Consider the following 24,966-nt stretch of genomic DNA (forward strand, 5'->3'; position numbering starts at 1 on the left):
CCGCTGTTCTCGGTTCGCTGCGTCGTGGTGAGGGTGGTCTCGATCGTTTCTGGCAGTCGCTGGGTGAGGCGTATGTCCGTGGTGTGAGTGTGGATTGGGACGCGGTGTTCGCGGGGACGGGTGCCCGGCGGGTGGATCTGCCCACCTACGCCTTCCAGGCGCAGCGGTTCTGGCCCGAGGCCGCCCCTCTGGAAGCCGTGGCCGCCGCTCCCGAGAGTGCGATCGACGCCCGGTTCTGGGAAGCCGTCGAACGCGAAGACCTCGAAGCGCTCACCGCCGAACTCGACATCGACGGCGACCGGCCCCTCAACGAACTGCTGCCCGCGCTGTCCTCGTGGCGCAGGCAGAGCCGTGAGCAGTCCACGGTCGACGGCTGGCGCTACCGCGTCACCTGGAAGCCGCTGGCCGAGCCCACGACCGCCCGCCTTTCGGGCACCTGGCTGGCGGTTGTGCCCGAGGGGCTTTCGGGGGCCGCCGCCGACTGGGCGGACGGGGTGCTGCGTACGCTCACCGAACACGGCGCGGAGATACGTACCGTCACCGCCACGACCGCCGACACCCGGGAGACCATCGCCGACGGCATCCGGACGGCCGGCCCGGCTCCTGCCGGAGTGGTCTCCCTCCTCGCGCTCGCGGGCGAGAACGCCTTCGCCGCCGGACTCGGCGTCACCGCCGCGCTCGTCCAGGCGCTCGGCGACGCCGAGGTGGCCGCGCCGCTGTGGTGCGTCACCCGGGGCGCGATCGCCGTGGCCAAATCCGAGCGGCTGGAGAACCCGGCACAGGCCCTGATCTGGGGCTTCGGCCGGAGCGCCGCACTCGAACACCCCGATCGCTGGGGTGGACTGCTCGACCTTCCCGTCGCTCTCGACGACCGTACGCGCGACCGGCTGGCCGGTGTGTTGGCGGGTGACGGTGGTGAGGATCAGGTCGCGGTCCGTTCCTCGGGTCTCTTCGGTCGCCGTCTCGCTCATGCTCCTCTGGGGGAGAGCGTGGCGGTACGGGAGTGGCGTCCGGAGGGGACCACGCTGGTCACCGGCGGTACGGGAGCGCTGGGCGGGCATGTGGCCCGCTGGCTCGCCGAGAACGGTGCGGAGCGTGTGCTGCTGACCAGCCGCCGGGGCCCGGACGCACCGGGCGCGGCCGAGCTGGAGAAGGAGCTGACCGAGCTGGGCACGCAGGTCACCATCGCCGCCTGCGATGTCAGCGACCGTGACGCGGTGGCCGCCCTCATGGCGCGGCACCCCCTCACGGCCGTGGTGCACACCGCCGGAGTGCTCGACGACGGAGTCATCGACGCGCTCACCCCCGAGCGGTTCGCGACCGTGCTCGCCCCCAAGGCGGACGCGGCGCACACCCTGCACGAGCTGACGCGGGGCCTGGACCTGTCCGCGTTCGTCCTCTTCTCCGGAGTCGCCGGAACCCTCGGCGACGCGGGGCAGGCGAACTACGCGGCGGCCAACGCCTATCTGGACGCCCTCGCCGAACAGCGCCACGCCGACGGACTGGCCGCGACCTCGATCGCCTGGGGCCGCTGGGGCGACAGCGGACTGGCCGCGGGCGGAGCGATCGGGGAGCGGCTCGACCGGGGCGGGGTGCCCGCGATGGCTCCCCGGTCCGCGATCCGCGCCCTGCGGCTGGCTCTCGACCACGGCGAGGCGGCCGTCGCCGTCGCCGACATCCAGTGGGAGAGGTTCGCGCCCGGCTACACCGCCGTACGGCCCAGCCCGTTCCTGGGCGACCTGCCCGAGGTGCGGCGGCTCGCCCAGGCGGCCCCGGCCGCCGGCGGAGCGGACGGGGACCTCTCCCCGGCCGAGTCGCTGCGGCGGCGGCTCGCGCCCATGCCGCAGGCCGAACAGGCCCTGGCCGTCCTCGAACTGGTCCGCTCCCAGGCCGCCACCGCGCTCGGCCATCCCAACGCCGACGAGGTCGGCGCGGGGCGCGCGTTCAAGGAACTCGGCTTCGACTCCCTGATCGCGCTGGAACTGCGCAACCGGCTCAATGTCGCCACCGGACTGCGGCTCCCGGCCACCCTGGTCTTCGACCACCCGACGCCGGCGGTGCTCGCCGACTTCCTGCGGGGCGAGATCACCCAGGACGGCAGCGCCGGAGCCGCCCCCGGAATCGCGGAACTCGAAAAGCTGGAGTCCGCGCTCTCCGTGCTCGACCCGGACGAGGACAACGACACACGTACCGATATCGCGCTGCGTCTGCAGGCTCTCCTGGCGAAGTGGGGTGAACCGCACACCGATTCCACCGGTGAGACCGTCACGGAGCAACTCCAGGAGGCCACACCGGATGAACTCTTCGACTTCATCGAAAAAGAGTTCGGTATCTAGCACAGCGAACAAAGCGGCAGCGGTCAGCAGGCAGTAGCAGCAGGCGCAAGGGTTTGTGACAAGAAGCATGGGTGAGGTTCCAATGGCGGCAGATCAGGACAAGATCCTCGGCTATCTGAAGCGGGTGACGGCCGATCTGCATCAGACGCGGCAGCGGCTGCGCGAGGTCGAGGCCCAGGAGCCGGAGCCGATCGCGATCGTGGGCATGAGCTGCCGCTTCCCCGGCGGCATCGAGTCGCCGGAGGGCCTGTGGGACCTGGTGGCCCAGGGCAAGGACGCGATCACCGACTTCCCCACCGACCGTGGCTGGGACATCGAGTCGCTGTACGACGCCGACCCCGACCAGCAGGGCACCTCGTACACCCGCGAGGGCGGATTCCTCGACGGCGCCGGAGAATTCGACGCCGCCTTCTTCGGCATCAGCCCCCGTGAAACCCTCGGCATGGACCCGCAGCAGCGCCTGCTGCTCGAAACCTCGTGGGAGACCTTCGAACGGGCCGGAATAGACCCGGCGACCCTGCGCGGCAGCAAAGCCGGTGTCTTCATCGGCACCAACGGCCAGGACTATCCCGAACTGCTCCGCGAAGTCCCCAAGGGCGTCGAGGGATATCTGCTCACCGGAAACGCGGCGAGTGTCGTCTCCGGCCGTATCTCCTACACCTTCGGTCTCGAAGGCCCCGCCGTCACCGTCGACACCGCCTGCTCCTCCTCGCTCGTGGCCCTGCATCTCGCGGTGCAGGCGCTGCGAGGCGGCGAGTGCTCCCTCGCGCTCGCCGGCGGTGTCACCGTCATGTCGAGCCCGCGCGCGTTCGTGCAGTTCAGCCGACAGCGAGGGCTCGCCCCCGACGGCCGCTGCAAGCCCTTCGCCGACGGGGCCGACGGCACCGGCTGGGGCGAGGGCGTCGGCATGCTCCTCGTGGAGCGGCTCTCCGACGCCCGTAAGAACGGCCACCCGGTCCTCGCGATCGTGCGCGGCTCGGCGATCAACCAGGACGGCGCGTCCAACGGACTCACCGCCCCCAACGGCCCCTCCCAGCAGCGCGTCATCCGCCAGGCACTGACCAACGCCGGACTCACCCCGGCACAGGTCGACGTCGTGGAGGCGCACGGCACCGGCACCACCCTCGGCGACCCCATCGAGGCGCAGGCCATCCTCGCCACCTACGGCCAGAACCGGCCCGAGGGCCGCCCGCTGTGGCTCGGCTCGGTGAAGTCGAACATCGGCCACACCCAGGCCGCCGCCGGAGTCGCCGGCATCATCAAAATGGTGCTGGCGATCCAGCACGGCGTACTGCCCGAATCGCTCCACATCGACCAGCCCTCCGGCAACGTCGACTGGGCCGCCGGAGACGTCAGGCTGCTCACCGAGGCCGTGCCCTGGCCGCGGACCGGCCAGCCGCGCCGCGCCGGCATCTCCTCCTTCGGCGTCAGCGGCACCAACGCCCACACCGTCATCGAGCAGGCCCCGCCCGCCGAAGACACCCCCGAGACCTCCGGCAGCTCCGACACCCCCGCTTCCGGCGCACCCCGGGGCGCGACAGGCCCTGTGCCGCTGCTGCTGTCCGGCCAGACCGAACCCGCGCTGCGCGCCCAGGCCGAGCGGCTCGCCGCCCATCTGCGGGCCGCGCCCGCGCTCGCCGCCGACCCCGCGAGCCTCACCGACCTCGCTCTCTCCCTCGCCACCGGCCGCGCCTCGCTCGACCGCAGGGCCGCGCTCCTCAGCACCGACCGCGACACCCTTCTGACCGGCCTCGACGCGCTCGCCGCAGGCGAACCGTCCACCGAGCCGTCCACCGTGCCGCTCCTCGGCACGGTCGGCGAGGGCAAGACCGCCTTCCTCTTCACCGGCCAGGGCAGCCAGCGCCCCGGCATGGGCCGCGAGCTGTACGCCACCCACCCCGGCTTCGCCCGCGCCCTCGACGCCGTCCGCGACGAGCTGGACCGCCATCTGGAACGCCCGCTGTACGAGGTGCTGTTCGCCGCAGAGGGCACACCCGAGGCCGAACTCCTCCACGAGACCGCCTACACCCAGACCGCGCTGTTCGCCGTCGAGGTCGCACTCCACCGCCAGCTGGAGGAGTGGGGAATCACCCCCGACTTCCTCATCGGCCACTCCATCGGCGAACTCGCCGCCGCCCATGTCTCCGGCGTCCTCACCCTCGCCGACGCGGCCGAACTGGTCGCCGCCCGGGGCCGGCTGATGCAGGCGCTGCCCACCGGCGGCGCGATGATCGCCGTCGAGGCCGCCGAGGACGAGATCCTCCCGCTGCTCACCGACCGCGTCAGCGTCGCCGCCGTCAACGGCCCCCGCTCCGTCGTCGTCTCCGGCGACACCGAGGCCGCCGAGGCCCTCGCCCGGACGCTCCGCGCACAGGGCCGCCGCACCAAGAAGCTCACCGTCAGCCACGCCTTCCACTCGCCGCTGATGGACGGCATGCTCGACGCCTTCCGCGAGGTCGCCGAGCGCATCGCGTACGCCCCGCCCGTCATCCCGATCGTCTCCAACCTCACCGGCGCCTCCGTCACCGCCGAGGAGATCTGCTCCGCCGACTACTGGGTCCGCCACGTCCGCGAAGCCGTCCGCTTCCTCGACGGCGTCCGCAAACTCGCCGACCAGGGCGTCACCGCCTTCCTCGAAGTCGGCCCCGGGGGAGTGCTCACCGCCCTCGCGCAGGAGTGCGTCACCGACCGGCCCGACCGGGAGGACGACGGCCACGGTCACGGCCACAGCTCCGTCTTCGTCCCCCTGCTGCGCGCCGACCGGCCCGAGCCGGCCGCCTTCGCCACGGCCGTCGCACAGGCCCATGTCCACGGCGTACGCGTCGACTGGACCGCCGTCTTCGCCGGGCGCGCCGCCACCCGCGTCGAACTGCCCACCTACGCCTTCCAGCGCGAGCTGTACTGGCCCGAGCAGCCCACCGCCTGGGCGGGCGACGTCACCGCCGCGGGCATCGGCTCCGCGGACCACCCGCTGCTGGGCGCGGCCATCGCCCTCGCCGACGGCGACGGATACCTCTTCACCGGCCGGCTCTCCCTGGCCACCCACCCCTGGCTCGCCGACCACACGGTCATGGACACCGTGCTGCTGCCCGGCACGGCCTTCGTCGAACTGGCGCTGCGCGCGGGCGAGCACACCGGCTGCGAGCTGCTCGACGAACTCACCCTCGAAGCACCGCTGGCACTGCCCCCGCACGGCGGAGTGCAGATCCAGCTCGCCGTCGGCGCGCCCGACGCCCACGGCCGGCGCTCGCTGACCCTGCACTCCCGCCCCGAGGACGCCGCCGACGACACCTGGGGCGAGGGCGCCTGGACCCGGCACGCCACCGGTTCCCTGGCCGCGGCGGGCACGGTCCGCGAGCCGCTCGCCGACCTCACCAGCTGGCCCCCGAAGGACGCCGCCGAGGTCCCCGTCGACGGGCTGTACGACTATCTGGCCGAGTCCGGTTTCGCCTACGGACCCGTCTTCCAGGGCCTCAAAGCGGCCTGGCAGCGCGGCGACGAGGTCTTCGCCGAGGTCAGGCTGCCCGAGCAGGCGCACGCCGAAGCGGCCCTGTTCGGCCTGCACCCCGCACTGCTGGACGCGGCGCTGCACGCCGTCGGCATCGGCTCGCTGCTGACCGAGACCGAGCACGGCAGGCTGCCGTTCTCCTGGAGCGGCGTCCGGCTGGAGGCCGTCGGCGCGCGCGCCCTGCGCGTCCGCCTCGCCCCCGCGGGCCACGACACCGTCTCCGTGACCCTCGCCGACGAGACGGGCGCGCCCGTCGCCGACGTGGCCGCGCTGCTGCTGCGCCCCGTCTCCCCGGACCAGGTCCACGCCGCCCGCACCGCCTTCCACGACTCCCTGTTCCGGGTCGAGTGGACCGCTGTGCCCGTGCCCGCCACGACCACCGTCGCCGCGGGCCAGTGGGTACTGCTCGCAGACGCGGGTACGGAGTTCACCGCCGCGCTGCCCACCGCCGCCGCCCACCCCGACCTCGCCGCCCTCGGCGCGGCGCTGGACGCGGGCGGACCCGTACCACAGGCCGTCGTCGTCCCCTTCGGAACCTTCGCCGAATCTGGCACCGACTCCGCCGCCGGCCCCGCCGCCGTGGACGCCGAGCTGCCCGGCACCGTGCGCACCGCCCTGCACCGGGCCCTCCGGCTCGCCCAGGAGTGGCTCGCCGACGACCGCTTCGCCGCCTCCCGGCTCGTCCTCGCCACCCGCGAAGCCGTCGCCACCACCCCGGACGGCGACATCGCCGACCTGGCCAACGCCCCGCTGTGGGGCCTGCTGCGCACCGCGCAGTCCGAGCACCCCGACCGCTTCGTCCTGCTCGACCTGGACGGCGCCGAGGAGTCCCTGCGCGCCCTGCCCGGCGCGCTCGCCACCGGCGAGCCGCAGCTCGCCCTGCGCGAGGGCAAGGTCGTCGTACCCCGGCTCGCCCGGGTCGCCGCCGCCCCCGACCGGAGCGCCCCCGCACTCGACCCGGACGGCACCGCCCTGGTCACCGGTGCCACCGGCACCCTCGGCGGCCTGGTCGCCCGCCACCTGGTGACCGAGCACGGCGTCCGCCGGCTGCTGCTCACCAGCCGCCGGGGCGAGGCCGCCGCCGGAGCCGCCGAACTCCTCGCCGAGCTGCGCGAACTGGGCGCGGACGTCACCCTCGCCGCGTGCGACGCGGCCGACCGGGATGCGCTCGCCGCCGTACTGGCCGCGATCCCCGCCGAGCACCCGCTGACCGCCGTCGTCCACACCGCCGGAGTCCTCGACGACGGCATCCTCGAATCCCTCACCCCCGAACGCGTCGACCGTGTGCTGCCCGCCAAGGTGGACGCCGCCGTCCACCTGCACGAGCTGACCCGCGAGCTGAACCCGGCCGCCTTCGTGCTCTTCTCCGCCGCAGCGGGCACCCTCGGCGGCCCCGGCCAGGCCAACTACGCCGCCGCCAACACCTTCCTCGACGCGCTCGCCCACCGCCGCCGCGCCGAAGGACTGCCCGCGACCGCGCTCGCCTGGGGCCTGTGGGCCGAACGCAGCGGCATGACCGGCGACCTCGCCGACGCCGACCTGGAGCGGATCTCCCGCGCGGGCGTCGCCGCGCTCTCCTCCGCCGAGGGCCTCGCCCTCCTCGACACCGCGCGCGCCGTCGGCGAGCCCACCGCCGTCCCCATGCACCTCGATCTGGCGTCCCTGCGCCAGGCCGACGCGAGCATGGTCCCCGCCCTGCTGCGCGGCCTGGTCCGCGCCCCCGCCCGCAGGACCGCCGAGACCGCCGCCGCCTCCGCCGTCCCGGCCGGCTCGCTCGCCGAACGGCTGCTGCCGCTGCCCGCCGCCGACCGCGCCCGGCTGCTCCTCGACACCGTCCGGGTGCAGGTCGCGGCCGTCCTCGGCTACCCCGGCCCCGAGGCCGTCGACCCGGACCGCGCGTTCAAGGTCCTCGGCTTCGACTCGCTGACCGCCGTCGAACTCCGCAACCGCCTCGGCTCCGCCACCGGCACCCGGCTGCCCGCCACCCTCGTCTTCGACTACCCCACCCCGAACGCGCTCGCCGCGTTCCTCAAGACCGAACTCCTCGGCGACGAGGCCGACTCCGCACCGGCCGTCACCGCCGCCTCCGGCGCGTCCGCCGACGACGAGCCCATCGTCATCGTCGGCATGAGCTGCCGCTACCCCGGCGGCGTCGACAGCCCCGAAGAGCTGTGGAAGCTCGTCGCGGGCTCCGTCGACGCGATCTCGCCCTTCCCCACCGACCGGGGCTGGAACCTCGACGCGCTGTACGACTCCGACCCCGGCCGCGCCGGGACCTCGTACACCCGCGAGGGCGGCTTCCTCCACGACGCCGCCGACTTCGACCCGGACCTCTTCGGGATCAACCCGCGCGAGGCCCTCGCCATGGACCCGCACCAGCGGCTCCTGCTGGAGACCTCCTGGGAGGCCTTCGAGCGGGCCGGCATCGACCCGATGGGTGTACGCGGCAGCCGTACCGGCGTCTTCGCGGGCGTCATGTACCACGACTACCTCACCCGGCTCCCCGCCGTCCCCGAGGGCCTGGAGGGCTACCTCGGCACCGGCACCGCCGGGAGCGTCGCCTCAGGGCGCATCTCCTACACCTTCGGTCTCGAAGGCCCCGCCGTCACCGTCGACACCGCCTGCTCCTCCTCGCTGGTCGCCCTGCACCTCGCCGCGCAGGCCCTGCGCAACGGCGAGTGCGACATGGCCCTCGCGGGCGGCGTCACCGTGATGTCCACCCCCGACACCTTCATCGACTTCAGCCGTCAGCGCGGGCTCGCCACCAACGGCCGCTGCAAGTCCTTCTCCGCCGACGCCGACGGCACCGGCTGGGCCGAGGGCGCGGGCATGATCCTCGTCGAGCGCCTCTCCGACGCCCGGCGCAACGGCCACCGGATCCTCGCCGTCGTACGCGGCACCGCCGTCAACCAGGACGGCGCGTCCAACGGACTGACCGCGCCCAACGGCCCCTCCCAGCAGCGCGTCATCCGCCAGGCGCTCGCCAACGCCGGACTGACCACCGCCGACGTCGACGCCGTCGAGGCGCACGGCACCGGCACCACGCTGGGCGACCCGATCGAGGCACAGGCGCTCCTCGCCACCTACGGCCAGGACCGCCCCGAGGGCATGCCGCTGCGACTCGGCTCCATCAAGTCGAACATCGGCCACACCCAGGCCGCCGCCGGAGCCGCCGGCATCATCAAAATGGTCATGGCCATGCGCCACGGCACCCTGCCCCCGTCGCTGCACATCGGCGAGCCGTCCCCGCACATCGACTGGTCGGCCGGCGCGGTGTCCCTCCTCACCGAGGCCGCCGACTGGCCCGACACCGGCCGCGCCCGCCGCGCCGGCATCTCCTCCTTCGGCGTCAGCGGCACCAACGCCCACGTCATCATCGAGCAGCCGCCCGCCGACGAGCCCGAGGCCCCCGGCACCGGCGCGGCGCTCCCCGCGAACACCCCGCTGCCCTTCGCGCTCTCCGGCCGGACCCCCGCCGCGCTGCGCGCCCAGGCCGCCCGGCTCCTCGCCCATCTCACCGAGCGGCCCGACACGGCCCCCGCCGACCTGGCCCTCTCCCTCGCCACCACCCGTACCGCCCTGGACCGCCGGGCCGCCGTCGTCGCGGGCGACCGCGAGACGCTCGTCACCGGCCTCACCGCCCTCGCCGAAGGACACGACAGCGCCCGGCTGATCCAGCACACCGCCGCCGACGGGCGGACGGCCGTCCTGTTCACCGGCCAGGGCAGCCAGCGCCCCGGCATGGGACGCGAGCTGTACGAGACGTACCCCGCCTTCGCCGAGGCGCTGGACGCGGTCTGCGCCGAGCTGGACCCGCACCTCGGACAGCCCCTCAAGGACGTGCTGTTCAGCGAGGACGCCGACCTCCTGAACCGGACCGAACACACCCAGCCCGCCCTGTTCGCGCTGGAGACCGCGCTCTACCGGCTCGTCGAGACCTGGGGAGTGCGCCCCGACTTCCTCGCCGGCCACTCCATCGGCGAGATCACCGCCGCACACATCGCGGGCGTCCTCCCGCTGCCCGACGCGGCCAGGCTGGTCGCCGCCCGGGGCCGTCTCATGGCGGAACTCCCCGAGGGCGGCGCGATGATCGCGCTGACCGCCACCGAGGACGAGGTGCTGCCGCTGCTCGCCGGTCACGAGGACCGGATCGGCATCGCCGCCGTCAACTCCGCAGCCACCGTCGTCATCTCCGGCGACGAGACCCTCGCCCTGGAGATCGCCGCCGACTTCGACCGGCGGGGCCGCCGCACCAAGCGCCTCACCGTCAGCCACGCCTTCCACTCGCCGCTGATGGACGGCATGCTCGACGCCTTCCGCGAGGTCGCCGAGAGCCTTTCGTACGAGAACCCGAAGATCCCGGTCGTCTCCAATCTGACCGGTGCCCTCGTCACGGACGAGATGGGCTCGGCGGACTTCTGGGTACGCCATGTCCGCGAGGCCGTCCGCTTCCTCGACGGCGTCCGCGCCCTCGAAGCCGAACACGTCACCACCTACCTCGAACTCGGCCCGCAGGGCGTCCTGACCGGCCTCGGCCGCGACTGCCTCACCGACAGCGCCGACCAGACCGGTCAGACCGCCCCGGCTGTCTTTGTACCGGGGCTCCGCCGCGACCGGGGCGAGGCCGAGGCCCTGACCGGCGCGATCGCCGCCCTCCACACCCGTGGCGTACGCGTCGACTGGACCGCCTACTTCGCCGCCACCGGCGCACACCGCGTCGAGCTGCCGACGTACGCCTTCCAGCGCGAGCGCTTCTGGCTCGAAGCCCCCGCCGGCCACGTCGGCGACGTCGAGTCGGCGGGCCTGGGCGCGGCCCACCACCCCCTCCTCGGCGCGGCGGTCTCCCTCGCCGACGGCGAGGGATTCCTCCTCACCGGCCGCCTCGCGCTCGACACCCACCCCTGGCTCGCCGACCACGCCGTCATGGGATCCGTCCTGCTGCCCGGCACCGCCTTCGTCGAACTCGCCGTCCGCGCGGGCGACCAGGCGGGCTGCGACCTGCTGGAAGAACTCACCCTCGAAGCCCCGCTGATCCTCGCCCCCGACGCGGCCGTACGCCTCCAGACAGTCGTCGGAGCCCCCGACGGGTCCGGCCGCCGCACCCTCGACCTGTACTCCACCGACGCCGCCGCCCCCGCCGACGAGCCCTGGACCCGGCACGCGAGCGGAATCCTCGCCACCGGAGCGCCTGCCCCGGCCCCCTCCTCCGACCTGACCGCCTGGCCCCCGCCCGGTGCCGAACCCGTCTCCGTCGACGGCCTGTACGAGCACCTCGGCCGGGGCGGTTTCGCGTACGGACCGGTCTTCCAGGGCCTGCGCGCCGCCTGGCTGCACGGCGACGACGTCTACGCCGAGGTCGCCCTCCCCGAGGACCGGCAGGCCGACGCCGCCAGGTTCGGCATCCACCCGGCGCTCCTCGACGCCGCCCTGCACGCGACCTTCGTCCGGCCCGCCCCCGACGGCGAGCAGCAGGGCCGGCTGCCCTTCGCCTGGCGCGGAGTCTCCCTCCACGCCGTCGGCGCGTCCGCGCTCCGCGTCCGCCTCACCCAGGACGGCGAGGACACCCTCGCGCTCCAGCTCGCCGACACCACCGGCGCGCCCGTCGCCGCCGTCGACAGCCTGAGGGTGCGGCCCGTCTCCGCCGACCAGCTCGGCGGCGCGCGCGCCGCCCACCACGAGTCCCTGTTCCGGATCGACTGGGCCACCGTGCCCGTCCCCGCGACCCCCCGGGGCGCGGGCGAGCCCCTCGCCGTCCTCGGCACCGGCGGCCCCGCGCTGCCCGGCGTCGACACCGCCGTCCACACGGACCTCGACGCCCTCGCCGCCGCCATCGACGCGGGCGCACCGGTCCCCGGCCATGTCCTCGTCCACCACACCCCCGGCACGGCCACCGCCCCCACCGACCCCACAGTCCTCGCCGAAGCCGTCCACACCGCCTCCCACCAGGCGCTCGCCCTGGTCAACGGCTGGCTGGCCGACGACCGCTTCGCCGCGTCCCGGCTGGTGTTCCTCACCCGGGGCGCGATCGCCACCCAGAGCGACCCGGACCTCGCCGACCTCACCCACGCACCCGTCTGGGGCCTGGTGCGCACCGCCCAGTCGGAGAACCCCGACCGGTTCGTCCTCGCCGACCTCGACACCGACCCGGCGTCCGCCGAGGCCCTCGCCCAGGCACTGGCCACCGGCGAGCCGCAGTTCGCCGTCCGCCGGGGCACCGTCCACGCCCCCCGCCTCGCCCGAGTCCCCGCCACCACCGCGCTGACCCCGCCCCCGGGCGAGACCGCCTGGCGCATGGACATCGAGAACAAGGGCACCCTCGACAATCTCACCCTCGTCCCCAGCCCCGAGTCCCAGGCACCCCTGGAGCCCGGCCAGGTCCGCGTCGCGGTCCGCGCCGCCGGACTCAACTTCCGCGATGTGCTCAACGCCCTCGGCATGTACCCCGGCGACCCGGGCCTCATGGGCAGCGAGGGCGCGGGCATCGTCCTGGAGACCGGCCCCGGCGTCGACGACCTCGCCCCCGGCGACCGCGTCCTCGGCATGCTGCCCGGCGCGTTCGGCCCGCTCACCGTCGTCGACCGCCGCATGATCGCCCCCATGCCCGACGGCTGGACCTTCGCCGAGGCCGCGTCCGTACCGATCGTCTTCATGACCGCGTACTACGCGCTCAACGACCTCGCCGGGCTGCGCGGCGGCGAATCCCTCCTCGTCCACGCCGCCGCGGGCGGCGTCGGCATGGCGGCCGTCCAGCTCGCCCGCCACTGGGGCGTGGACGTCTACGCCACGGCGAGCCCCGGCAAGTGGGACACCCTGCGCGGACTCGGCCTCACCGACGACCGCATCGCCTCCTCCCGCACCCTCGACTTCGAGGACACCTTCCGCACCGCCACCCAGGGACGCGGCGTCGACGTCGTCCTCGACTCCCTGGCCAGGGAATTCGTGGACGCCTCCCTGCGGCTGCTGCCGCGCGGCGGACGCTTCGTCGAGATGGGCAAGACCGACGTCCGCACCCCGCAGGACGTCGCCGCCGCCCACCCGGGCGTCTCCTACCAGGCGTTCGACCTCACCGAAGCCGGACTCGACCGCATTCAGGAGATGCTCACCGAGCTGCTCGGCCTCTTCCGCGCGGGCGCGCTGCACCCCGTACCGGTCTCCGCCTGGGACCTCCGACAGGCCCCCGAGGCCTTCCGCCACCTCAGCCAGGCACGCCACGTCGGCAAGATCGTCCTCACTCTGCCCGCCGAGTGGAACCCCGACGGCACCGTCCTGATCACGGGCGGCACCGGCACCCTCGGCGCGCTCGTCGCCCGGCACGCCGTCACCGTCCGGGGCGCGCGCCGGCTGCTGCTCACCAGCCGCCGGGGCGAGGCCGCCGCCGGAGCCGCCGAACTCGCCGCCGAGCTGCGCGAACTGGGCGCGGACGTCACTCTCGCCGCGTGCGACGCTGCCGACCGCGATGCGCTCGCCGCCGTACTGGCCGCGATCCCCGCCGAGCACCCGCTGACCGCCGTCGTCCACACCGCCGGAGTCCTCGACGACGGCGTCATCGGATCCCTCACCCCCGAACGCCTGGACACCGTCCTGCGGCCCAAGGCGGACGCGGCACTCCACCTCCACGAACTCACCCGCCATCTGGACCTGGCCGACTTCGTCCTCTTCTCGTCCGCCGCCGGCACCTTCGGCGGCGCGGGACAGGCCAACTACGCCGCCGCCAACGTCTTCCTCGACGCCCTCGCCCGCCACCGGCAGGCCCACGGGCTCGCCGCCACCTCCCTGGCCTGGGGCCTGTGGGCCGACGCCAGCGGAATGACCGGCGAACTCGACACCGCCGACAAGGACCGGATGACCCGGTCCGGCGTCCTCGGCCTCTCCTCCGAGGAGGGCCTCGCCCTCCTCGACACCGCCCACCACACCGGCGAAGCCCATCTGGTACCCATGCGGCTCGACCTCGCGCCGCTGCGCCAGGCCGACGCGAGCATGGTTCCCGCCCTGCTGCGCGGCCTGGTCCGCGCCCCTGCCCGCCGGGCCGTGGAAGCGGTCGCGGCCGGTGCCGGAACCCCGCTCGTGGAGCGGCTGGTGCGGCTGCCCGAGAGCGAGCGCGACGCGCTCCTCCTCGATCTCGTGCGCAACCAGGTCGCGGCCGTCCTCGGCCACGCCACGGCGGACGCCGTCGAACCCGCCCGCGCCTTCAAGGACCTCGGCTTCGACTCGCTGACCGCCGTCGAGTTCCGCAACAGGCTCGGCGCGACCGCCGGCATCCGGCTGCCCGCCACGCTCGTCTTCGACTACCCCACGCCCGCCGTCCTCGCCGGACACCTCAAGGACGAACTCCTCGGCTCCGAGGCCGCCGCCGCCCTGCCCCGGCTCGCCACGGCCGCCGCCGAGGCCGACGACCCCATCGCCATCGTCGCGATGAGCTGCCGCTTCCCCGGCGACGTCCGCACCCCGGAAGACCTCTGGGAGCTGCTCGCCGAAGGCCGGGACGGCATCGCACAGCTTCCCGACGACCGGGGCTGGGACACCGAGGCGCTCTACGACCCCGACCCGGACAGCCCCGGCACCTCCTACGCCAGGGAGGGCGGCTTCTTCTACGACGCCCACCGCTTCGACCCGGCGTTCTTCGGGATCAACCCGCGCGAGGCCCTCGCCATGGACCCGCAGCAGCGGCTCCTCCTCGAAACCTCGTGGGAGGCGCTGGAGCGGGCCGGCATCGACCCGACGGGCCTGCGCGGCAAGCAGGTCGGCGTCTTCGTCGGCCAGATGCACAACGACTACGTCTCCCGGCTGAACACCGTCCCCGAAGGCGTCGAGGGCTACCTCGGCACCGGCGGCTCCAGCAGCATCGCCTCCGGCCGCATCTCCTACACCTTCGGCTTCGAGGGCCCTGCGGTCACCGTCGACACCGCCTGCTCCTCCTCGCTGGTCGCCCTGCACCTCGCCACCCAGGCCCTGCGCAGCGGCGAGTGCACACTCGCCCTCGCGGGCGGCGTCACCATCATCACCACCCCCGACGTCTTCACCGAGTTCAGCCGTCAGCGCGGCCTCGCCGCCGACGGCCGCTGCAAGCCCTTCGCCGCCGCCGCCGACGGCACCGCCTGGGGCGAGGGCGTCGGCATGCTCCTCGTGGAACGCCTCTCCGACGCCCGCCGCAACGGCCACCAGGTCCTCGCCGTCGTACGCGGCACGGCCGTCAACCAGGACGGCGCGTCCAACGGTCTGACCGCTCCGAACGGTCCGGCGCAGCAGCGGGTCATCCGCCAGGCACTGGAGAACGCCCGGCTGTCGGCCGCCGAGGTCGACGCCGTCGAGGCGCACGGCACGGGCACGACGCTCGGCGACCCGATCGAGGCGCAGGCGCTGCTCGCGACGTACGGGCAGGAGCACACCGAGGACTCCCCGCTGTGGCTGGGCTCCATCAAGTCCAACTTCGGTCACACCCAGGCCGCCGCCGGTGTCGCGGGCATCATCAAGATGGTCATGGCCATGCGCCACGGGGTGCTTCCGAAGACGCTGCATGTCGACGAGCCGACTCCTCATGTCGACTGGACGGACGGTGACGTCGCCCTGCTCACCGAGCAGCGTGAGTGGCCGGAGACCGGCCGTCCGCGCCGCGCGGGTGTGTCGTCCTTCGGCATGAGCGGTACGAACGCCCACGCGATCATCGAGCAGGCTCCGGCCGTCGAACCGGCCGCCGACCCCGCTTCCGGGGACCGGCCGGCCGCCGCCCCGGCTGCCCCCGCCCTCGCGTGGAACCTCTCCGCCCGTACCCCGGACGCCCTGCGCGCCCAGGGCGAGCGGCTGCTGTCCCATCTGACCGCCCACCCCGACACGGCACTCGCCGACATCGGCCACTCCCTCGTCTCCACCCGCGCCCTCTTCGACCACCGCGCCACCGCCGTGGCCACGGACCGCGACGGCTTCCGCGCCGCCCTCACGGCACTCGCCGAGGGCCGCTCGGCGACCGGTCTGGTCGAGGGTTCGGCGGTCGCCGGGAAGCTGGCGTTCCTGTTTACGGGGCAGGGGAGTCAGTGGCTGGGGATGGGCCGTGAGTTGTACGGCGCGTATCCGGTGTTCGCGGACGCGTTGGACGCGGTCTGCGCGCGTTTTGATGTGCCGTTGAAGGAAGCGCTGTTCGGCGACGAGAGCGGTGCTCTCGATGAGACGGCGGTGACGCAGCCGGCGTTGTTCGCTGTTGAGGTGGCGTTGTTCCGGCTGCTGGAGAGCTGGGGCGTACGCCCCGACTTCCTGTCCGGTCATTCGATCGGTGAGATCGCGGCGGCGCATGTGGCGGGTGTGTTCTCGCTGGAGAACGCCTGCACCCTGGTCGCGGCGCGTGGTCGCCTGATGCAGGCGCTGCCCACGGGTGGTGTGATGATCGCGGTCCAGGCGTCGGAGGAGGAGATCCTCCCGCTGCTGAACGATCGCGTGAGCATCGCGGCGATCAATGGTCCGCGGTCGGTGGTGATCGCGGGTGACGAGAGTGCCGCTCTCGCTGTGGTCGAGCAGTTCGCCGATCGCAAGTCCAAGCGTCTTACGGTCAGCCACGCGTTCCACTCGCCGCACATGGACGGCATGCTCGCCGACTTCCGCGAGGTCGCCGAGGGACTCTCGTACGACAGCCCGACGATCCCGGTCGTCTCCAACCTCACCGGCACCCTCGTCACGGATGAGATGGGCTCGGCGGACTTCTGGGTACGCCATGTCCGCGAGGCCGTCCGCTTCCTCGACGGCGTACGCGCCCTCGAAGCCGCCGGGGTCACCACCTACCTCGAACTCGGCCCCGACGGGACCCTGTCCGCCCTCGCTCAGGGCTGTGTCGAGCACGAGGACGCCGCTTTTGCGCCCCTCCTGCGCGCGGGACGCGACGAGACCGAGACGGTGGTCTCCGCCCTCGCCGCCGCTCAGGTGCGCGGAGTGCCCGTCGACTGGCAGGCGTTCTACGCCCCGACCGGCGCGCGCCGGGTCGAGCTGCCGACGTACGCCTTCCAGCGGACGGTCTACTGGCTCGACGCGGGCGCCTCGCAGGGCGATGTGGCGTCGGCGGGCCTCGGCGCGACGGACCACCCGCTGCTCGGAGCGGCCGTGGAGCTGCCCGATTCCGACGGGTTCCTCTTCACCGGCCGGCTCTCGCTGGCCACTCACCCCTGGCTCGCGGACCACGCGGTCATGGGTTCCGTACTGCTGCCCGGCACGGCCTTCGTCGAGCTGGCGATCCGCGCGGGCGACCAGGTCGGCTGCGATCTGGTCGAGGAGCTGACGCTCGAAGCGCCGCTGGTGCTGCCCGAGCGCGGCGGCGTACAGCTGCGGCTCTCCGTCGGCACCGCCGACCCGGTGGGGCGGCGCACACTGGCGCTCCACTCCCGGCCCGAGGAAGCGGACGCCGAAACTCCGTGGACCCGGCACGCCGCCGGTGTGCTGGCGGCCGGAGCCGAGCGGACTCCGCAGAGCCTGGCCGACTGGCCGCCCGCCGACGCCGAGCCGATCCCGGTGGAGGGGCTGTACGAGGGCCTCGCCGACTCCGGCTTCGGCTACGGCCCGGTGTTCCAGGGGCTGCGCGCCGCCTGGCGGCGCGACGGCGAACTCTTCGCCGAGGTGAGGCTGCCCGAGACGGCAGAGGCGGACGCCGCCGCCTTCGCCCTGCACCCCGCCCTGCTGGACGCGGCGCTGCACGCGCTGGGCCTGAGCGGTACGGATGGTCAGGACGGCGAGGGACGGCTGCCGTTCTCCTGGTCCGGAGTGGCCCTGCACGCCGTCGGCGCGACCGCGCTGCGTGTGCGCCTCACCCCGGCCCGGGGCGGCGAGACGGCCCTGACCATCGCCGACGCGACCGGTGAGCCGGTGGCCTCGGTGACCGGTCTGGCGCTGCGTGCCGTGACCCGTGAGCAGCTGAGCACGGCCAAGGACATCACGCGTGACGCGCTGTTCCGCGTCGACTGGACCGCTCTGCCCTCCGACGCCACGGCCGCCACGGCCGCCACGGCCGGCTCGGCCGATTCGGCCGACGACTGGATGATGCTCGGCGACGGCCCGCAGGCCTACGCCGATCTCGCGGCACTGGGCGCGGCGGTCGCCGAGGGGGGTGCCGTACCGTCGGCGCTGATCGTGCCGTGCGCGACCGCCGAGACGGCCGACCCGCTGCCCGCCGCCGTGCACACGGCGACGGACCGTGCGCTGAGCCTGGTGCGGGAGTGGCTGGCGGACGAGCGGTTCGCTGATGCGCGTCTGGTGTTCCTCACCCGGGGTGCGGTCGCGGCGGTCGCCGACGACACGGTGCCGGGACTGGCCCAGGCCGCGATCTGGGGTCTGGTGCGCTCCGCGCAGTCCGAGAACCCCGGCCGCTTCGTGCTGATCGACGCCGACGGCGTACCGACGGCGGAGCTTCTGTCGGCGGCCCTGGCGACCGGAGAGGCCCAGCTCGCGATCCGGGGCGAGGCCGTACGGTTGCCCAGGCTCGCCACCGTGACGCTCGGCGAGACTGTGACGCTTGGGGAGAACGGGGACCCTGCCCCGGACACCAGCGGCACCGTGCTGGTCACGGGTGCGAGCGGCACGCTGGGCGGGCTGTTCGCCCGTCATCTGGTGACGGAGCGCGGGGTGCGCCGACTGCTGTTGGTGAGCCGTCGTGGTGCCGCTGCCGAGGGCGCGGCGGAGCTGTCGGCCGAGCTGTCGGAGCTGGGCGCGGAGGTGGAGTGGGCGGCCTGCGACGTCGCCGACCGCGACGCGCTCGCCGCCGTACTGGCCGCGATCCCCGCCGAGTACCCGCTGACCGCCGTCGTGCACACGGCCGGTGTGCTCGATGACGGTGTGGTCGGGTCGCTGACTTCCGCCCGGTTGTCGGGTGTGCTGCGGCCGAAGGTGGACGCGGCGTGGAATCTGCACGAGCTGACCCGCGACCTGGACCTGTCGGCGTTCGTCCTGTTCTCGTCCGCTGCTGGTGTGTTCGGCGGTGCGGGTCAGGCGAACTACGCGGCGGCCAACGTCTTCCTGGACGCTCTGGCCCAGCACCGCAGGGCTCAGGGCCTCGCCGCGACCTCCCTCGCCTGGGGACTGTGGACCGGCGTGGGCGGCATGGGCGGTGACCTCACCGAGGCCGACCGGGAGCGGATCAACCGGGGCGGCATCGCCGCACTCACGCCCGAGACCGGTCTCGCCCTCTTCGACGCGGCACGCCGCGCCGATGACGCGCTGCTCGTCCCCCTCCCGCTCGACCTGGCCGCCCTGCGCGCCCAGGCGCGCGCCGGAATGCTGCCCGACCTGCTGCGCGGCCTGGTCCGCGCCCCGGTCCGCCGGGCCGTGGGAGCGGCCGGCGCGGCCGGGGGCTCCGCACTGCGCGACCGGCTGGCCGCACTGCCCGCCGCCGAGCGGGACGCCGCCCTGCTGGAGGTGGTGCGCGTCGAGGTGGCGGCTGTCCTCGGTCACCCGTCGACCGACGAGGTGCCCGCCGACCGGGCCTTCAAGGAGCTGGGCTTCGACTCGCTCACCTCCGTCGAGCTGCGCAACCGGCTCGGCACGGCGACCGGCGTACGGCTGCCCGCCACGCTCGTCTTCGACTACCCCACCCCGATCGCGCTCGCCGATTTCCTCAAGACCGAGGCCCTGGCCCTGGACGAGCCCGCCGGGACGGCCCCGGACGCGGCGCGGACCGCGCCCGTCAGGACCGGAACGGCGTACGACGACGAGCCGATCGCGATCGTCGGCATGAGCTGCCGCTACCCGGGCGGTGTCGAATCGCCCGAGGACCTGTGGCGGCTGGTGCTGGGCGGCGGCGACGCCATCTCCGAGTTCCCGCAGGGCCGGGGCTGGGACCTGGACGCGCTCTACGACCCCGACCCGGACGGCAAGGGCACCAGCTACACCCGCTCGGGCGGCTTCCTGCACGACGCGGGCCGGTTCGACCCGGCCTTCTTCGGGATCTCCCCGCGTGAGGCCGTGGCGATGGACCCGCAGCAGCGTCTCCTCCTCGAAATCTCCTGGGAGGCCTTCGAGCGGGCCGGCATCGACCCGGCGACCGTGCGCGGCAGCCGTACCGGCGTCTTCGCCGGCATCATGTACCACGACTACGCCACCCGGATCACGGCCGTCCCGGACGGCGTCGAGGGCTACCTCGGCACCGGCAACTCCGGCAGCATCGCCTCCGGCCGGGTCTCCTACGCCTTCGGTCTGGAGGGCCCGGCGGTCACCGTCGACACGGCCTGCTCCTCCTCGCTGGTCGCGCTGCACTGGGCGATCCAGGCGCTGCGCAACGGCGAGTGCACGATGGCGCTCGCGGGCGGTGTCACCGTCATGTCGACGCCCGGCACCTTCACCGAGTTCAGCCGTCAGCGCGGCCTCGCCGCCGACGGCCGCATCAAGTCCTTCGCCGCCGCCGCCGACGGCACCAGCTGGGCCGAGGGCGCGGGCATGCTCCTCGTCGAGCGGCTCTCCGACGCCCGCGCCAAGGGCCATCCGGTGCTGGCGATCGTCCGTGGCTCCGCCATCAACCAGGACGGCGCTTCGAACGGCCTGACCGCTCCCAACGGCCCCTCGCAGCAGCGGGTCATCCGCCAGGCACTCACCGGGGCCGGACTGACCAGCGATCAGATCGACGTGGTCGAGGCGCACGGCACCGGTACGACCCTGGGCGACCCGATCGAGGCGCAGGCGCTGCTCGCGACCTACGGGCGGGAGCGCACCGAGGAGAACCCGCTGTGGCTGGGCTCCATCAAGTCCAACATGGGCCACACGCAGGCCGCCGCCGGTGTCGCGGGCATCATCAAGATGATCATGGCGATTCGGCACGGAGTGCTTCCGAAGACGCTCCACGTCGACGAGCCGACACCGCATGTCGACTGGGAGGACGGCGCTGTCTCCCTGCTGACCGAAGCGATGCCGTGGCCGGAGACGGGCCGGCCCCGCCGCGCCGGTGTGTCCTCGTTCGGTATCTCCGGGACCAACGCGCACACGATCATCGAGCAGGCCCCCGAGCGGTCGGATTCGCGTCCGGTTTCGGGTCCGGTCCGGGTTCCGGCTGTGCTGCCGTATGTGCTCTCCGCGAAGTCGGCGGACGCGTTGCGCGGTCAGGCCGCCCGGCTGGTGTCCCATCTGGCGGATGCTCCTGAGGCGCGTGTCGATGATGTGGCGTACTCGCTCGCGACCCGGCGGGCCGCCTTCGACCACCGCGCGGTGGTCGTGGCGGGCGACCGGGACGAGCTGCTGAGCCGCCTGACGGCGCTGGCCGACGGCGGATCGGCCACGACCGGTCTGACCCAAGGCTCTGTCCGTACGGGGAAGCTGGCGTTCTTGTTCACCGGGCAGGGGAGTCAGCGGCCGGGGATGGGCCGTGAGCTGTACGAGGCGTACCCGGCTTTCGCCGAGGCTCTGGACGAGATCTGCGCTCGGTTCGCTCCCGATCTGTCTTTGAAGGAAGCACTGTTCGGAGACGAGAGCGGTGCTCTCGATGAGACGGCGGTGACGCAGCCCGCGCTGTTCGCGGTTGAGGTGGCCCTCTTCCGGCTCCTTGAGTCGTGGGGTGTGCGTCCCGACTTCCTGTCCGGTCACTCGATCGGTGAGATCGCGGCGGCGCATGTGGCCGGGGTGTTCTCGCTGGCTGATGCGTGCACGCTGGTGGCGGCTCGTGGGCGTTTGATGCAGGCGCTGCCCACGGGGGGCGTGATGATCGCGGTCCAGGCGTCGGAGGAGGAGATCCTTCCGCTCCTCACGGACCGCGTGAGCATCGCCGCGATCAACGGCCCGACGTCCGTGGTCATCGCGGGTGACGAGAGCGCTGCTCTCGCCGTGGTCGAGCAGTTCGCCGACCGCAAGTCCAAGCGTCTCACCGTCAGTCACGCGTTCCACTCGCCGCACATGGACGGCATGCTCGCCGACTTCCGCAAGGTCGCCGAGGGACTCTCGTACGGCGACCCGAAGATCCCGGTCGTCTCCAACCTCACCGGCACCCTCGTCACGGACGACATGTCGACCGCCGACTTCTGGGTACGCCACGTCCGCGAGGCCGTCCGTTTCCTCGACGGCGTACGCGCCCTCGAAGCCGCCGGAGTCACCACGTACGTGGAACTCGGTACGGACGGGGTCCTCTCCGCCCTCGCCCAGGACTGCGTCACCGAGGACGGGGCGACCTTCGCGCCCGCCCTGCGCGGTGCCCGCCCCGAGGCGGAGACTGTCGCCACGGCGCTGGCCCAGGCGTACGCCCACGGTGTGAAGGTGGACTGGGAGGCGTACTTCGCCGGGACCGGCGCGCACCAGGCGGAACTGCCGACGTACGCCTTCCAGCGCGACTGGTACTGGCTCGACTCGGCCGCCGTTCAGACCGGCCCCGGTGACGCGGCCGGCTTTGGACTCGGTGCGACGGATCACCCGCTGCTGGTGGCGGCCGTCGAACTGCCCGAGTCCGGCGGTCATCTCTTCACCGGCCGGCTGTCGACGGCCACCCAGCCCTGGCTGGCGGACCACGCGGTCATGGGCTCGGTGCTGCTGCCGGGCACGGCCTTCGTGGAACTCGCCGTACACGCCGGAGACCAGGTCGGCTGTGACGTACTGGAGGAGCTGACGCTCGAAGCGCCGCTGGTGCTGCCCGAGCGCGGCGGCGTACAACTGCGGCTCTCCGTGGCGAGCGCCGACGAATCCGGCAGGCGGAGTCTGTCGCTGTACTCCCGCGACGAGGACGCCCTCGCCGACGAGCCGTGGACGCGGCACGCGAGCGGAGCGCTCACCTCCGGGGCCCCCGCCCCGGCCTTCGATCTCGCCGCCTGGCCCCCGGCCGGTGCCGAGCCCGTCGATGTCGAAGGCCTCTACGAGGGCCTCGCCGCGGCCGGGTTCGACTACGGCCCGGTCTTCCAGGGCCTGCGCGCCGCCTGGCTGCACGGCGACGAGGTGTACGCCGAGGTGAGTCTGGACGGCGAGGCCGCGGAAACGGCCGGGTGGTTCGGGCTCCACCCGGCGCTGCTCGACGCGACGCTGCACGCGGCCGGTCTCGGCGGTCTCATCGAGAACACCGGTCAGGGAAGGCTGCCGTTCGCCTGGGGCAATGTGTCCCTGCACGCGGCGGGGGCGTCCGAGGTACGCGTCCGGCTGGCCCCGGCCGGCCGTGACGCGGTCTCGCTGCGACTCGCCGACACGGCGGGCGAACCGGTCGCCTCGATCGAGTCGCTGGTGCTGCGCACGGTGTCGCCCGAGCAGATCGGCGCGGCGAGCGGCGGACGCCACGAGTCGCTGTTCCAGCTCGACTGGACGGCTCTGCCGCTCACCCCGGTCTCCCCGGCCGAGCAGCGCCCCTGGGCTCTCCTGGCGGACGGCCGTCACCCCGGGCTCGACGCCGTGGGCATCCGCTACGAGACCCACCCCGGGCTCGCGGCCCTCGCCGACGCTGCTGCCTCGGCCCCCCTGCCGGAGCTGGTCTGCGTACCGCTGTCCGAGTCGGCCGTGGGCGATGTGCCGGGTGCGGTGCACGCCGAGGCCGGGCGGGTACTGGAGTTGGTGCGGGAGTGGCTGGCGGACGAGCGGTTCGCCGATGCGCGTCTGGTGTTCTTGACGCGGGGTGCCGTGTCCGCGATGGCTGGTGAGGATGTCACGGATCTTGTCCATGCCCCGGTGTGGGGTCTGGTGCGGTCCGCGCAGTCGGAGAACCCCGGCCGCTTCGGTCTGGTCGACCTCGACGGTGCCGACGCGTCCTACCGCACGTTGTCCGCCGTGCTCGCCTCGGGTGAGCAGGAGGTCGCGGTACGCGGAGGCTCGGCCCGTGTGCCCAGGCTGGTGCGGGCTTCGTCCTCGGTTTCCGGGGGTTCCGGTGGCCGTGAACTCGATGTCGAGGGCACGGTGTTGGTGACGGGTGCGAGTGGCACGCTGGGTGGTTTGTTCGCGCGTCATCTGGTGGTGGAGCGCGGGGTTCGTCGTTTGTTGCTGGTGAGCCGTCGTGGTGCTGCTGCTGAGGGTGCGGCGGAGCTTGCGGCGGAGTTGTCCGGGTTGGGTGCGGAGGTGGAGTGGGCGGCTTGTGATGTCGCTGATCGTGAGGCTCTGGCCGGTGTGCTCGCCGGGCGTTCGCTGTCGGCCGTGGTGCATACGGCGGGTGTGCTGGACGACGGTGTGGTCGGGTCGCTGACGGCCGAGAGGTTGTCGGGTGTGTTGCGTCCGAAGGTGGACGCGGCGTGGAATCTGCACGAGCTGACCCGCGACCATGATCTGTCGGCGTTTGTTCTGTTCTCGTCCGCTGCTGGTGTGTTCGGTGGTGCGGGTCAGGCGAACTACGCGGCGGCGAATGTGTTCCTGGACGCTCTGGCCCAGCACCGCAGGGCTCAGGGTCTGGTGGCGACGTCGTTGGCCTGGGGTCTGTGGGCCGAGTCGGGTGGTATGGCGGGTGAGCTGGGCGCGGGTGATGTGTCGCGGCTCGGCCGGGGTGGCGTCGTGGCGCTGTCGGCGGAGGAGGGGGTGGCGCTGTTCGACGCCGCGTCCGCCAGTGACGAGGCGTTGTTCGTACCGGTGAGGCTCGACCTCGCCGCACTGCGTGCCGGCGGGCTGGTTCCGCCGCTGCTGAGCGGACTCGTCCGGGCCCCCGCCCGCCGCGCGGCGGGCACGGCGGACAGCGGGGCGGAGGGAGGCGGTGCCGCACTCCGCGAGCGTCTGTCCGGGCTCTCCCCGGCCGGCCGTGAGGAGGCGCTGCTCGAACTGGTCTGCGCCTACGTGGCCGGAGTGCTCGGCTTCGCTGGGCCCGAGGCCGTCGATCCGGCGCGCTCGTTCAGTGAGGTCGGCTTCGACTCGCTGACAGCCGTCGAGCTGCGCAATCAGCTCGGCGCGGCCACCGGCGTACGGCTGCCCGCCACACTCGTCTTCGACTACCCCACGCCGACCGCCCTGGTGGAGTTCCTCCGGGACGAGCTGTGGCAGGACGGCGCGGCGGCGGTGCCCCCGCTCCTCGCCGAACTGGACCGGCTGGAGAAGACCCTCGTCGCCGCCCTGCCCGACGACGCGGGCCGGGACAGGATCACCGAACGCCTCCAGGCACTGCTGGCGGCCTGGGGCCAGGCCGGAGAGACACCGGCCCCCGAGGACGCCGATGTCGCCGAGGCGCTGGAGACCGCCACCGACGACGACCTCTTCGACTTCATCGGCAAGGAGTTCGGGATCTCCTAA

2 protein-coding genes are annotated in these 24,966 nt (G+C 73.5%); both read left to right on the forward strand.

Annotation, left to right across the window (positions count from 1 at the left end; genetic code table 11):
* Positions 1-2,336: SDR family NAD(P)-dependent oxidoreductase (locus tag ABD371_RS34700; protein WP_344486399.1), on the forward strand; the 2,336-nt coding region annotated here is incomplete at its 5' end.
* Between the two features lie 82 nt (positions 2,337-2,418).
* Positions 2,419-24,966 (forward strand): SDR family NAD(P)-dependent oxidoreductase, encoded by a 22,548-nt coding sequence (locus ABD371_RS34705; RefSeq protein ID WP_344486402.1) that lies wholly within the window; start codon positions 2,419-2,421, stop codon positions 24,964-24,966.

Origin of the sequence: Streptomyces amakusaensis (genome assembly GCF_039532665.1) — a bacterium.
Taxonomy (GTDB): Bacteria; Actinomycetota; Actinomycetes; order Streptomycetales; family Streptomycetaceae; genus Streptomyces; species Streptomyces amakusaensis.